This is a genomic window from Streptomyces sp. NPDC059668, assembly GCF_042734135.1.
Lineage (GTDB): Bacteria > Actinomycetota > Actinomycetes > Streptomycetales > Streptomycetaceae > Streptomyces.
Window position 1 is genome coordinate 70,912 of sequence record NZ_JBHWEL010000011.1, and the last position, 12,833, is coordinate 83,744.

The 12,833-nt window shown below is 73.7% G+C and carries 10 protein-coding genes; 4 read left to right on the forward strand and 6 right to left on the reverse strand.

Annotated elements, in window-relative coordinates:
- Positions 1 to 209 precede the first annotated feature (209 nt).
- From ACFV2J_RS11430 to ACFV2J_RS11440, 3 genes are all read right to left on the reverse strand, one after another.
- Positions 210 to 1,139, reverse strand: coding sequence for an aminoglycoside phosphotransferase family protein (locus tag ACFV2J_RS11430; protein ID WP_385082021.1), 930 nt, complete (start codon positions 1,137 to 1,139; stop codon positions 210 to 212).
- A 29-nt stretch (positions 1,140 to 1,168) separates the two neighbouring features.
- Positions 1,169 to 2,284, reverse strand: a complete 1,116-nt coding sequence (locus tag ACFV2J_RS11435) for an aminopeptidase P family protein (RefSeq protein WP_385082019.1) — start codon at positions 2,282 to 2,284, stop codon at positions 1,169 to 1,171.
- A gap of 219 nt (positions 2,285 to 2,503) precedes the next feature.
- On the reverse strand, positions 2,504 to 3,178 hold the full coding sequence (locus ACFV2J_RS11440; protein WP_385082018.1) for a PDZ domain-containing protein: 675 nt from the start codon (positions 3,176 to 3,178) through the stop codon (positions 2,504 to 2,506).
- A gap of 190 nt (positions 3,179 to 3,368) precedes the next feature.
- Here ACFV2J_RS11440 and ACFV2J_RS11445 point away from each other — a divergent pair, with 190 nt between their 5' ends.
- On the forward strand, positions 3,369 to 4,910 hold the full coding sequence (locus tag ACFV2J_RS11445) for a hypothetical protein (RefSeq protein WP_385082016.1): 1,542 nt from the start codon (positions 3,369 to 3,371) through the stop codon (positions 4,908 to 4,910).
- On the opposite strand, the gene ACFV2J_RS11450 is transcribed toward ACFV2J_RS11445, so the two are convergent.
- On the reverse strand, positions 4,875 to 7,355 hold the full coding sequence (locus ACFV2J_RS11450; protein ID WP_385438279.1) for a germacradienol/geosmin synthase: 2,481 nt from the start codon (positions 7,353 to 7,355) through the stop codon (positions 4,875 to 4,877). The two genes, ACFV2J_RS11445 and ACFV2J_RS11450, sit on opposite strands and share 36 nt — an antisense overlap.
- Positions 7,356 to 7,534: 179 nt before the next feature.
- On the opposite strand from ACFV2J_RS11450, the gene ACFV2J_RS11455 reads away from it, so the two are divergent.
- Together ACFV2J_RS11455 and ACFV2J_RS11460 are read left to right on the forward strand one after the other, a co-directional pair.
- On the forward strand, positions 7,535 to 8,335 hold the full coding sequence (locus ACFV2J_RS11455) for an alpha/beta fold hydrolase (protein WP_385082013.1): 801 nt from the start codon (positions 7,535 to 7,537) through the stop codon (positions 8,333 to 8,335).
- On the forward strand, positions 8,332 to 9,597 hold the full coding sequence (locus ACFV2J_RS11460) for a cytochrome P450 (protein ID WP_385082012.1): 1,266 nt from the start codon (positions 8,332 to 8,334) through the stop codon (positions 9,595 to 9,597). Before ACFV2J_RS11455 ends, ACFV2J_RS11460 begins: the two co-directional genes overlap by 4 nt.
- A gap of 24 nt (positions 9,598 to 9,621) precedes the next feature.
- Here the strand turns inward: ACFV2J_RS11460 and ACFV2J_RS11465 are convergent, their stop codons facing one another.
- Positions 9,622 to 10,824 (reverse strand): damage-control phosphatase ARMT1 family protein, encoded by a 1,203-nt coding sequence (locus ACFV2J_RS11465; RefSeq protein ID WP_385438282.1) that lies wholly within the window; start codon positions 10,822 to 10,824, stop codon positions 9,622 to 9,624.
- A 363-nt stretch (positions 10,825 to 11,187) separates the two neighbouring features.
- On the opposite strand from ACFV2J_RS11465, the gene ACFV2J_RS11470 reads away from it, so the two are divergent.
- Positions 11,188 to 12,126: a lytic polysaccharide monooxygenase gene (locus tag ACFV2J_RS11470; protein WP_385082009.1), complete on the forward strand. Its 939-nt coding sequence runs from the start codon at positions 11,188 to 11,190 to the stop codon at positions 12,124 to 12,126.
- Between the two features lie 18 nt (positions 12,127 to 12,144).
- On the opposite strand, the gene ACFV2J_RS11475 is transcribed toward ACFV2J_RS11470, so the two are convergent.
- Positions 12,145 to 12,795, reverse strand: coding sequence for a Tat pathway signal sequence domain protein (locus ACFV2J_RS11475; protein ID WP_385082007.1), 651 nt, complete (start codon positions 12,793 to 12,795; stop codon positions 12,145 to 12,147).
- Between the last annotated feature and the right edge of the window lie 38 nt (positions 12,796 to 12,833).

Genomic DNA, 12,833 nt, shown 5'->3' on the forward strand with positions numbered 1-12,833 from the left:
TTCGGGACGCCGAAGCACGGACGGTGGCGTGCGGACGGTGGCGTGCGCGTGATGTGACGTGCGGCGGGGTGCCTCCGACCGCACGGACCCGGCGTCGCTCGCTGCCCGGCGTCGCTCGCGGGTCTACGCCGCATACCGGACCGGCGCCGCACGCCGGCCCGGCGTCGCACACGGGTCCGGCGGACCGCGGGTGGCCGGCAGCCGGTGGCTCAGTCGTCGCCCGGCAGTTCGGTGACCCGTTCCAGGAGGATCGGCTCCCAGGCGCGGCGGAGTCGGCTCCGCAGCGGCGGCAGGGGGCTGTCGTCACCGCCCGCGAGCCGGTCCGCGAGCCGGATCACCGTGTCGCAGCGGGCCAGCCACAGGCCGCGCAGGCAGGGGCGGGCGCCGTACCCGGCGAGGGTGGCGGCGCGTACGGCGGCGGGGGCGCCGACGGAGACGGCGAGGCCGGCGATGTCCTCTGCGGGGTCGCCGAGGACCGCGCCGGTCCAGTCGAGGACGCCCCGCACCCGTCCGTCCGCGCTCATCACCAGGTGTTCGCCCCTGAGATCGTGGTGCACGAGGACGGCGGCACCGGTCTGGGCGGCGAGCTGGACGGCGGCGGCCCCGGTGAGCTGGGCGAGGCTGCCGGGGTCGAACTCGTCCTCGGGGGCCAGGTGCCCGGCGGCCCGCTCGGCGGCCGTCCGCAGCTCCTCCAGGGAGCGCGGCTCCGCACGGGGCACCCCGAGCGCCTCCGCCTGCCGTACGGGCACCTCGCGCAGCCCGGTGAGCAGACCGGCCAGGTCCGCCTCCCCGACGGCCGAGACGTCCTGCACCTCGCCGGAGCGCCCCGGCAGTCTGGTGTCCAGGGTGTAGGCCAGTCCGGCCGCCCAGTCCCCGTGCGCGACGCTCTTCGGCACGGCGACCCCGACCAGCGGGCGGACCAGGTCGCGCACCCTCAGCTCCCGGCGTCCGCGCATCGCGGCCTCGCGGTCCCGGGTGAGCCGCAGCACATACCGGTCGCCGACCCACCAGGCCGAGTGGCCGCCGCCCTCGGTCACGGGCCGCACCCCGGGCCCCGCGCCGGCCGGCCCGCTGTCGGCGCTCAGTGAACGGAGCAGCCGGCGGACGGTGTCCGCGGTCGGTGCCGGTGCCCGGGTCATGGTCGCGCCATGGTGCTCCTGGTGGCCGGTCAGTCGACGATCGCCATCTCGCGGGACGTGGTGTTGAGGCGACATCCGCCCTCCTCGGTCACCGTCACGATGTCCTCGATGCGCACCCCGAAGCGGCCGGGCAGATAGATGCCGGGCTCCACCGAGAAGCACATCCCGGGTACGAGGGGCTGTTCCTCGCCCTCGATCATGTAGGGCGGTTCGTGCGTGGTGACGCCGATACCGTGCCCGGTGCGGTGGATGAAACGGTCCGCGTACCCGGCCTCGGCGACCACCGCACGGGCCGCCCGGTCGACGTCCTGGCAGGCGGCCCCCGGCCTGACCGCCGCGACGCCCGCCTCCTGGGCCGCGCGCACCACTTCGTGGACCTCGCGCTCCTCGGCGTCCGGCTCGCCGACGTGGACCGTGCGGGAGGTGTCGGAGCCGTAGCCGTGCTTGAGGCCGCCGAAGTCGAGGACGACCATGTCGCCGTGGCCGATGACCCGGCCGCTCGCCTCGTGGTGCGGGTTGGCACCGTTGGGCCCCGAGGCGACGATCGTGAAGTCGACCTGCGAGTGCCCGAACTGCCGGAGCAGATCGGCGATGTCGGCGGCGACGTCGGTCTCCCGGCGTCCCCCGAAGGGAACCTTCCGGATCTCCTCGTAGGTGGCGTCGGCGGCCTCGCCCGCGGCCGCGAGCCGCTCCAGCTCCGCCGCGTCCTTGACGGCGCGCAGCATCGGGAGGGCTTCGGTGAGGGCGACGTAGCGCGAGTCCGGCAGCCGCTTCTGGAGGCCGAGCAGGTGCAGTGCCCAGCCGTTGTCGCTGACGCCGAAGCGGCCGTCGGCGTCGACGAGGGACGCGGTGGCCTCGTACGGGTCCTTGCCGTCGGTCCAGTCGCGGAGGGCCAGCGTGGGTGCCGCCGCCGCCGCGTCCGGGGCCTCCAGGGTGGGCACCACCAGCACGGGGTCCTGTCCGGCCCGCAGCACCAGCAGGGTGAGCCGCTCGGTCTCCACCGGCCGGTAGCCGGTCAGCCACACCAGGTCGGGCCCGGGGGCGACCAGCAGACCGTCGAGTCCGGCCGCCGTGGCGGCCTCGGCCGCGCGCCGCATACGGGCCTCGTAGTCACCGGCGGTGAAGGGCGTGGGCGTGCCGGTCATCCATGCCTCCGCATGTCCGAATCTCCGAGGTCCCCCAGGGGCTACGGGCACCATCCCGCCCTGTCGCCGTGGTCCCCGCGAGCCGCTCGCGACGGCCACGGAGCCGTCCGGGGTCTCATGGACGATGGTATGCCTCCGCGACCCGGGACCCGATGGTTCGCGACCGTGCCCGCAGGGCCGGGCCGCGCCCCGGGACGAGCCGGGCACGGCCGGTCCGGGTCAGGTCACGATGCCCGGGACGGCCGTCAGCTGCCGGTGGCCGCCGCCGGTGTGGCGCACACCGAGTGTGACGGAGCTCCCCGGGTCCGCCGCGGCGACGGCCCGCGCCAGGTCGGCCGCCGAGCCGAGGCGGGTCCCGCCGAAGGTGTCGAGCACGTCCCCGCGGACCAGACCGGCGGTGAAGCCCGGGCCCGGCGTGTGGACACCCGTGATCAGCGCGCCGGCGCCCTCGGGCGCGTCGACGGCCTCGACCCCGAGCGTCGCCGTCGTGACCGCCTCGACGCCTCCCCGCGTGGACCCCGACCCGGCCCCGGACCCGGGCGCCGCGCTCGAACCACCCGACGTGTGTCCCGGGCTCCGCCCCTGCCCCTGCCCGGCCTTCTGTCCCTGTCCCTGTCCCTGTCCCTGTCCCGGACCTTGCGCGGTCTTGGCGTCGGCCGCCTGCTTCTGCAGGTCCGCCAGCTTGCTCATGCCGATCACCGTGGCCCCCACGGTGCCGAGCCCGACGCCCGACAGGACCAGGACGGTCCCGACGAAGAGACCGAAGAGCAGGGACATCAGCCTCCTGCCTCGGCGCCGCACCGCGTGCGGGCGCCGGACGGCGGGCGTCGGACGGCTGTCGCCGCCCGGCTCCTGACCGGGCATCGGTTTGGGACGCAACGCGGTCTGTTCCATGGATCGCCTCCGGCAGCTGCTCTACGGACCGCCCCCGGCTGTTGCTCTACCCCGCGCCCCGGCGCACGACGATTCACGAACGAGTGAGACTGACACCCTTGTGCGAACCGGCCGCGGGAGCCACCGCCCGGGCGGCACCCGGCCGCATCCCGAAGTCCCGTTGTCGGTGGCGGCTGTTACGTTCGGTGACATGACCGATCGTGCTCTGCGTCTGCTGCGGGAGAACCCGCACCTGGCCGAACTGGCCGCGTTCCCCTTCTCCTTCGACCTCGGCCGGGCGGTCCACGGCGAGGAGGTACGGCTCGCCTCCGGCGGTCCGCTGGAGCCGATAGCGGGCGACGACACGGGGGGCACGTACTTCGTGTGCGGGGACGGCTCCGTGCTGTACGCGAGCTCCGAGGGCTCGGCCGGAGTCATCGGCGACAGCGTGGACGAGGCCCTGGAGGTCCTGGTCGGGCTGCCCGGCTGGCACGACCACCTGCGGCTCGCGCCGTCCGACGGGGAGGAGGAAATCCTCGCGGCGGTCGCCCGGACGGAGGAGGAGATCCGGGAGTCCTACGGGATCGACGCCGAGCGGAGCGAGCTGCGGGCCGGGCTCGGCCTGCCCGAGCGCTCTCCCGTGGAGCTCGTCGGGCTGCTGCACGCCGCCCTGCTGCGGACCGAGCCCGACTTCCTGCTGCTGGGCGCCGAGGAGGGCGGCGCCCACGACCTGCTGGACCCGCACCCCCGTCCGCCGCTGTGGGAGACGGTCCTCGCGCGGGGCCGCGCCGACCTGGCGCTGCTGCGGGCGGGCACCGCGTGGGACGGGGTGGCCGGGGACGGGACGCGGCGCGCGCTCGCGCTGCGGGCCGCCCAGTTCGACCGGCGCGAGAGCGACCTGCCGCTGCTGCGGCACCTGCTGCGCCACGAGGCCGAGGCGTCCATGACCGACGAACTGCGCCTCGCCGCCGTCCTGGTGGGGCTGCACGGTCTCGCCGATGACCTGCCGCTGCTGCTGGAGGTGCGGGAGACGGACTTCGACACCTGGTGCGGACTGGGCGGCGTGCCCGAGCCCGGCGCGGAACCGGCCGAACTGCTGAGGTGGGCGCGCGATCTCGACGACGCGTTCTTCGGCACCGATCCGGCGGACGAGCCGCTGTTCACCTGGACCGGCCTCGCCCGCGAGCAGGGCCTGGTCGAACTCGCCCGCGTGGCGCTGATCCGGGCGCTGGACGATCTCGACCTGCGTGTGTACGCCGCCGAGCGCGCGGGCGGGGCCCCGGACCGCCGGCTCGCGGACCCACTGGGTTCCTCGCCCGCGAGTTCGAGCGGTTGGGCGACGGCTTCCAGGCCCTGCGCGCCCGGCGTCTGCACGTGCCGCTCCGGGCCGAGGCCCACGACCGTGTCTCGGCCCTCCTCGGACTCGCCCGGCTGGAGCGGGAGGAGGGCCAGTTCGGGCAGGCGGCCCGCACATTGGCGTCGCTGCGTGACACCCTGGCGAACCCCGGCGACGACACGACGGCACGGTGGCGGGACACCAACCTGGGCGTGTACGTCGTCCGGGAGCACGACGCGCTCGCCCGGGCCGCCACCGTCGACGCGACGCTCACGGAGGAGGTCCGAGGCGTCACCGCGGCCGCCGATGAGCTGCTCACGAGCCTCTCCGCGGCGGCCAGGGCGGCCGCCGAGCGGAGCCGTGCCGAGGAGATGGCCGGTGTCAGCTCGGCTGCGGCACCGCCGGGGCGGACGGTGACGTCCGGTCCGTCATCCGATCCGTCGCAGCCGTCGGACTCACCGGACCCTTCGCCTCCGGCGGACGCGGTGAGTCCGTAGCGTCCCCGGGGTCCGGCGACAGGGTGAACTCGGCGGCCGCTCCCGTTCCCCTCGGAAGCCTGAACCCCCCTGTGCCGCCGGCCACCACCCCGGCGGGCGGTCGGAACGCGGGCACGGCCCCGGCCGCCGGTGCCGGCACCGTGGGAAGGACGGGGACGAGCGCGGGGAAGCCGGCGGGAGCGGCGGGGACCGGTGCGGGGCCGGCTCCCGGACCGCCGAAAGGCACCCCGGGTACCAGGTCCGGTACGAAGCCGTGGGCACGGCGGGCGAGGTCCTCGGCGCCGTAACGGCGGCAGTCCTGGTGCCACTTGAGGATTCCGGCCAACCAGTTCCGCAGTTCCCCGACATACCCCTCCATGATCTCGCGCACCTCCCCCGAGAGCTTGAAGTCCTCGTACAGGACGGGCAGTTCATGGGCGGCGACATGCTGGAACTGCTGCATGCGCTGGGTCATCAGGTCATGGACGACACCGAGTGCGGTCGGGTAGTCGCAGCCGAAGAAGTTCTGGACGACGAGGATGCCGTTGTGGATCTCACCCTCGTACTCGATCTCCTTCTGGTACGAGAAGACGTCGTTCAGGAGCATCGCGTAGTCCATCGCCGCGTTCTCCAACGACCGGACGGGACCGCTGCGGTAGACCTCGGGCGGGACCTTCCGGCCGTGGCTCAGCCGGCACAGGCTCATGGTGAGCTCCGAGCCGAAGGTGGCCCGGCGCATCTCCAGGTAGTCGACCGGATCGGGGATGCGGTGCTGGATCTGGTTGGACAGCTCCCACACCCAGCTCTCCGTCATCGCGTCGACCGCGGACCGGAACTGCCGCCGCTCGTCGGTGTCCATCCCCGCGGCGGTGCGCCGCCAGAGGTCGATGAGGCCGCGCTCCATGCCGTTGGCGGGGACGGGGACCTCCTCGCCGTCGACGGGCATGCAGGCCGACAGACGCGCGGTGACCACTTTGGCGGTGGCCAGGTCGCGGCGGTTGCCGAAGACGAGCGGGTAGTAGTCGTCCCCGTACGTGCCCCAGGCCAGCCACTGCGAGCTGATGTCGAGGGCGTCCGCGGCGGCGTCCGGATGGATGCCGGCCGCGCACAGCGGGAGGTCGTACGCGTCCAGCTTGTCCTCGTCCCAGACACCCTCCTGGAGCATGCCCATGGCGTGCATCCAGTCGGTGAGGCGGCGCCGGGCACCGTCGAGGTGGGTGCTGAGCGTCACCTCGAACGGCATCAGGAAGTCGGGCAGCAGCGACGGGCCGACCTTCTGGAACGGGACATGGGTGTACGCGCGCAGTCGCTCCGCCCCGGCGGCGGAGAGCAGGGCGCCGACGTCCACCGCGGAGGTGCCGAGGCTCCCGGCTCCCCACGGCCGGTTCTCGTCCAGGGCGCCCGCGTTCATGTACCGGCTGGAGCGCATGTGCCACTCGTGGCCGCCCGACTGCCAGTCCTGGAGACCCTGGGTGTACGCGGCGACCGCCGCGACCTGGTCCGGGGTGAGCCCGTTCTCCACGGCGAGCGCGGGGACCTCGGTCAGGGCCGTGTGCTCGAACTGGTGCAGACGCGAGGTGAGGATGTCGTTGACGGTCTCGGCGGCCTGCTGGGTGGTGCAGCCGAAGAAGGTCTCCAGGACGAGGACGCCGTTGCTGAGTTCGCCCTCCTCCTCCACCTCCCGCTGGTAGGAGAACAGGTCGTTGCGCAGGTGCACGCCGTCCGAGAACGTCTCCATCAGGACCCGCAGCGGCCTCGACCCGGCGACGGGGGCGGGCACTTCGGCGGTCGCGTACTCGACGAGCCCGGCCGACCAGGGGGCGCCGCCCACCTTGCGGCGCATCTCGATGTACTCGACGGGGTTGGCGACCCGCCCCTCGTTGATGTTGGACAGCTCCCACATCGACTCGTTCAGCAGGTGCTCGGTGGAGACCGCGAAGCGCTCGCGCCACCCGAGGGACATCGAGGGCACCGTGCGCGCCCACAGGTCGGCCAGGCCCGCCTCGACCGGGTTCCGCGGTTCCGGCACGGGGGTCGAGAGGTCCAGCGGCATGAAGAGGGGCAGCCGGTCCAGGTAGGCCTTGCCGCCCCCGCGGTCCTGGGTGCGCTTGAAGGTCTCCAGGAAGTGGTCGTCGAAGAAGAAGACCCACACGTACCAGTCGGTGATGAGCGACAGGGCCGGGCCGTCGCAGTCGGGGTGGGTGTACGCGCACAGCAGGCCGTAGTCGTGGGCGTCGAGGTCGGACTGTTCCCAGATGCCGGAGCCCTCCAGCATGCCCATGCCCCGGGCCCATTCGACCGTGTGGGCACGCGCCTCGTCGAGATGCGGGTTCAGCCGCGCGGGGTACGGCATGTAGAAGTGCGGGAGTTCGAACGGCTGCGTCATGGCCGGGCCCTACCCATGGCCCTCCGGGCACATCCACCCACCAGGACATGATCACACCATCGCGTGAATCCCTACGAAATGCCGCCTCCCGGCGGCCCCGGTCGGAACGGCGGATCCAGCGGGGGCGGGCGTTCGTGGGTGGTCTTGCCGGACGGGGCGGCCGGCGTCACCGTGGGCGCATGACCTCCTTCGTGCTTCCTCATGAAGTGCACGGCGACGGCGCCCACAAGGTGATCGCCGTGCACGGCTGGTTCGCCGACCGGTCCGCGTACGCGGCGGTGCTGCCCGACCTCGACCGCGCCACGTTCCAGTACGCGCTGGTCGACCTGCGCGGCTACGGGGAGGCGAGGGACGTCGGGGGCGCGTACACGACCTCCGAGGCGGCCGCCGATGTCGTCGCGCTGGCCGACCGGTTGGGGTGGGCGCGGTTCTCGGTGATCGGCCACTCGATGGGGGGCGCCGTCGCGCAGCGCGTGCTGACGCTCGTCCCGGACCGGCTGCGCCGGCTGGTCGGAGTCTCGCCGGTGCCCGCGTCGGGGCTGCCGCTGCCGCAGGACCAGTGGGAGCTGTTCGCGAACGCGGCGCACCGGCCGGAGAACCGGCGGACCATCATGGACGTCACGACCGGCGGCCGGCTCCCCGCGGCCTGGCTGGACCGGATGGTGGCGCGGTCGCTGGCGCTCAGCGACGCGAAGGCGTTCCGTGCCTATCTGGACTCATGGGCCGGCGCGGATTTCCACACCGAGGTCGAGGGCGCACGGGTACCGGCGCTGGCCGTGACGGGCGCGCTGGACCCCGCCCTGTCGGCGGCCCTGATGCGGGAGACCTGGATGCGCTGGTACCCGGGCGCCGAACTCCACGAACTGGCGGGGACCGGGCACTACGCGATGGACGAGAGTCCGCTCGACCTGATCGGCGTGGTGGAGGCGTTCCTGCGCGCGGAGGAAGCGGACGCCGACAGGGCCGGGAGCGGGGCGTGACCCTTCGGGAGGCCGCACCGCCCGTCCCCGACGTCTTCGACCCCCGGCGGTACGCCGACGGGGTCCCGCACAGCGCCTACCGCACGCTGCGCGACCATCACCCCGTGGCCTGGCAGGACGAACCCGAGGTGCTCGGCTGGCCCGCCGGTACCGGGTTCTGGGCGGTGACCCGGCACGCGGACGTCGTCCGGGTGCTCAAGGACCCGGCGACGTACTCCTCGTGTCTCGGAGCGACCCAGATCCGGGATCCCGACCCGGACGACCTGCCGTTCATCCGGCGGATGATGCTCAATCAGGATCCCCCGGACCACGGCCGGCTGAGGCGTCTGGTCAGCCGCGCCTTCACACCCCGCCGGATCGAGCTCTTCACGTCGGTCGTCCGCGCCCGGGCCCGCGCCCTGCTCGAGGGCGCCGTCCGCGAGGCGCGCGCGGGTGACGGACGCTGCGATCTCGTCGCCGCCGTCACCGACGACTACGCCCTGCTCAACCTCGCGGACCTGCTCGGCGTTCCGGAGAGCGACCGCGGCCTGCTGCTCCACTGGACGCGCCGCGTGATCGGCTACCAGGACCCCGACGAGGCGGGCGAGCCCGTCCTCGACGCGCAGGGCAGGCCCGTGGATCCGCGCTCCCCGGCCCTGCTGGGGGACATGTTCGCCTACGCGCACCGGCTGGCCCTCCACAAAAGGAACCGTCCCGGCGACGACGTGCTGACCACGCTGGCCACCGATCCCGAACTCGCCCCCGAGGAACTGGAGATGTTCTTCTTCCTGCTCACGGTCGCCGGCAACGACACCGTGCGCAGCGCGGCGCCGGGTGGTCTTCTGACGCTCGCCCGGCATCCGGACGCGTACGCCGCCCTGCGCGCCGGGAAGGTCGGACTCGACACGGCCGTGGACGAGTTGCTGCGTCTGCACCCGCCCGTCCTCACCTTCCGCCGTACGGCCGCCGTCGACACCCGACTGGCGGGGCAGCGCATCCGCGAGGGCGACAAGGTGGTCGTCTTCCACGCCTCGGCCAACCACGACGAACGTGTCTTCACCGACCCGCACCGGGTCGACCTGGCCCGCTCCCCCAACCCCCACGTCTCCTTCGGCGACGGGCCGCACGTCTGTCTGGGCGCGCACTTCGCGCGGCTGCAACTCCGGGTGCTCTACGAGGAGTCGCTGCGCGCCCTGCCGTCCCTGTCCACGGCCGGAACCCCGCGGCGCCTGGTCTCGAACTTCATCAACGGCCTCAAGTCACTTCCCGTGCGGGTGGGATGAGGACGAGGTGGAGCCCCGGGGGTCTCAGCGCCGCACCTGGATCAGCGCATGGGTGCCGCCGGTGCGCCAGCGCTGCTCCTGGGCCGCGACGAGCGCGGTCTCGGTGCGGGGGTCGAGGCCGACGACCACGTCGGACTTGAGCGTGCGCAGGGCGGCCACCGGGCCCGGGAAGTAGGCGGTCGTCGTGGCGAACGGGGTGGTGGCCGGGTAGTGCCGGTCACCGACGAGGCGACGGTAGTTCAGGTCGCCCTTCATGACGGTGACGTCCGCCTCGGCGAAGTCCCGGCGCAGGTCGTCCGGCATGTCGGCGTAGGGGAGCGGCGCGCAGGAGAAGGGGTGGGCGCGGACCGCGAGGCGGCCGTCGGTCATCGCCGACCACAGACGGTGGCCCGCCGCTCCGGCCGCCCCGGACGCGGCGGTGAGGCGGCGCAGGGCGTCGATCACGTCGGCGGTCGTGGCGTCCGAGACGTAGTACGGGTACGGCTTCACGTGCAGGACGGCCCGCTCGACGCGACGGCCGCGCAGGAGGTGGTCGATGAGCAGCAGATCGGGGACGAGTTCCCGGCCTGAGTTGTCCGCGACCACGCAGAGGGTGCCGCCGGCGAACAGGGAGCGCAGCGACTCGCTGTCGTTCACGACCAGTTGGGAGTCGGGGGCCGCGTCGTCGTCCGTGGCCGCGAGACGGAACCCGAGGTCCGCGCGGTTGCCCCACAACGAGCCGAGCAGCAGCGCCTCCTCCTGTTCCGCCGCGGGCCGGCCGGCGAGCCCGTCGAGTGCGGCGAGTTCCCCGTCCGCCCCGGGGGTGTCGAGCTCGGCGAGCTTGAACGGCCGGAAGGGGTCGACGCCCTGCCAGGGACCGGGTTCGAAGTAGCCGACGGCATCCAGGAGTTGGCGGTAGAAGTAGCTCTCGGACCAGAGGAAGGGCACCTCGTACCAGGACCGGCCGAAGTACTCCCGGCCGCCCCAGACCTCCCACTGCCCGTGGTCCCGCGCCCGCGCGCCGAGCGGTTCCATGACGCCCTCGGCGGAGTTCTTCAGCAGGGCGTCGAGCGCGCGCTGCCGCTCGGGGCCGTACGGGAAGGCGTCCCGCACCTTCCGGATGAGCGCCGGGTGCCGTTCGGCCAGCACGCTCCGGGGGAACGAGCCCGGTACGTCGCCGAGAATCACGGGGGCGTCGGCGAGAGCGGCGGGTTCGGCGGAACGGGAGGAATCGGCGGGCTCAGGCATGCGGCTCACCGTACCGGCTGGGTCCGCGGTACCGGCCGAGCCGTCGGCGGGCCGCGGCAACGCGTCGCCGCTCCCCTGCCAGGCGGCGGCCCCACCCGCGGGTGTCCCCTCCCCGACCGGCAGCACACCCCCCGCAGCCCGGACCGGGACCCCGACCCGGGCACCTGACGAACCACCCCGCACCCCGGATCCGGACACCCGGCCGCCCGCCCCGTACGGCGGGTCTGAACACACGGCCGCGCGCCGCCGTACTTCACCGTGCAGTGCAGCTCCGCGGCCATCGCGCGAGGCAGCCCTGTGGCCGTCGCCGCGAGAGGCGGCACGGCCGCACCCGCATCCCCAGCCGTCGAGGAGACCCACCGGATGACCGCACACCGCACCGCCGTCGCGGCCGCTGTCGCCGCGGCGGCCCCGCTGTCCCTGCTGACGTGGGCCGCGGGACCCGCCCAGGCGCACGGGGCGCCGACGGATCCGGTCAGCCGGGTGGTGGCCTGCTCCCCCGAGGGCGGCGCCGACAACCGCACCGCGGCCTGCCGGGCGGCGATCACCGCGAACGGCGCGCCCTTCACCGCGTGGGACAACCTCCGGGTCGCCGGCGTCAACGGCAGGGACCGGCAGCTGATCCCCGACGGGAAGCTGTGCAGCGGAAACCTGCCCGCCTACAAGGGGCTCGACCTCGCCCGCGCCGACTGGCCCTCGACCCGGATGACACCGGGCGCGGCCTTCACCCTCTCCTACAGTTCGACGATTCCGCACACGGGGACCTTCAAGCTGTATCTGAGCAAGCCGGGTTACGACCCGTCCAAGCCGCTGACCTGGTCCGACCTGCCGACGAAGCCGTTCGCCACGGCCACCGACCCGGCGCTGGTGAACGGCGCGTACCGGATCAGGGCCACCCTGCCGTCCGACCGCACCGGCCGTCAGATGCTGTACACGATCTGGCAGAACACGAGCACGACGGACACCTACTACTCGTGCTCGGACGTGGTCTTCCCCGCCGCCGCCCGTGGCGCGGGCGGCAAGACGGCGCCGACCACGGCACCGGCGCCGCGGACGACCGCACCCGGCCGTGCGACCGGGAAGACCGCGGAGCCGACGAAGTCCGCGGCCGCACAGTCCCCGACGCCCTCGCGGTCGGCCGTGCCGTCAGCGGCGCAGGTGTCCGCGCCCGACCACCTCACTCCGGCCGCCGACACCTCGTCCGGGGGCAGCGGTTCGCTCCCCCTCGTCGCGGGGGCGGGGGGAGCGGCGGCCCTCCTGCTCACCGCGGGCGTCGCGATCACGCTGCGACGCCGGCGGTGACCGGGGCCCGGTGGCCGGTCAGTTGACGGTGACCACCGGGCTGCCCGGCTGGGTGGTGTCGGTGACGGGCGCGTACTTGGCGGTGAAGTAGCCGTTGCCGAAGCACAGGGACGAGCCCGAGGCCTTCGCGAACTGCTGGTTGGTGAAGGTGATGCTGTTGTCGGTGTTGCTCGCCGTGCCGGTCAGGCTGGGGGCCTGGTAGACGCAGGTGATGCTGCCGAGGAGGGTGCGCAGCACGACGGTGGTCTGGATGGTCGAGCCGGCGGCCGGGGTGACGGTGACCGTGCCGTCGGAGGCGACCGTGGTGGTGTACGGGAGGTTGTTGACCGTGACACCGGTGACACCGAGCACGCCGATGACGTTGCTGGTGCAGCTGCCGAAGGTGTGGGCGGTGAGCGACTCGGTGGCGGTGCCGGGAGCCGTCGGGTTGTCGGTGGCCGTGGCCGTGAACGCCGACGCGGCGCAGGAGACACCGCTCGTGCCGGTGCTGCTGGAGTAGAGGGTGGCCTTGGTGCCGCTCGCCAGCGAGGCGGTGAGCACATCGCCGGTGCCGACGGCGGCGCCGCCCGCGGTGAGCACGGGGGTGTCGTCGGCGGAGGCGGGGGAGATCGCGGAGACCGAGAGGGCCGCGGCGACACCGACGAGGGCGAACAGGGATCGCGTACGCATGGGGGTGCCTCTTTCTGATCTGACGGGGGTGCGGGGCC

Bases quoted from the DNA above. Each gene is read 5' to 3' on its own strand.
- ACFV2J_RS11440 (WP_385082018.1), bottom strand. From the start codon at position 3,178: ATGGAACAGACCGCGTTGCGTCCCAAACCGATGCCCGGTCAGGAGCCG.
- ACFV2J_RS11455 (WP_385082013.1), top strand. From the start codon at position 7,535: ATGACCTCCTTCGTGCTTCCTCATGAAGTGCACGGCGACGGCGCCCAC.
- ACFV2J_RS11450 (WP_385438279.1), bottom strand. From the start codon at position 7,355: ATGACGCAGCCGTTCGAACTCCCGCACTTCTACATGCCGTACCCCGCG.
- ACFV2J_RS11475 (WP_385082007.1), bottom strand. From the start codon at position 12,795: ATGCGTACGCGATCCCTGTTCGCCCTCGTCGGTGTCGCCGCGGCCCTC.
- ACFV2J_RS11445 (WP_385082016.1), top strand. From the start codon at position 3,369: ATGACCGATCGTGCTCTGCGTCTGCTGCGGGAGAACCCGCACCTGGCC.
- ACFV2J_RS11470 (WP_385082009.1), top strand. From the start codon at position 11,188: ATGACCGCACACCGCACCGCCGTCGCGGCCGCTGTCGCCGCGGCGGCC.
- ACFV2J_RS11465 (WP_385438282.1), bottom strand. From the start codon at position 10,824: ATGCCTGAGCCCGCCGATTCCTCCCGTTCCGCCGAACCCGCCGCTCTC.
- ACFV2J_RS11435 (WP_385082019.1), bottom strand. From the start codon at position 2,284: ATGACCGGCACGCCCACGCCCTTCACCGCCGGTGACTACGAGGCCCGT.
- ACFV2J_RS11430 (WP_385082021.1), bottom strand. From the start codon at position 1,139: ATGACCCGGGCACCGGCACCGACCGCGGACACCGTCCGCCGGCTGCTC.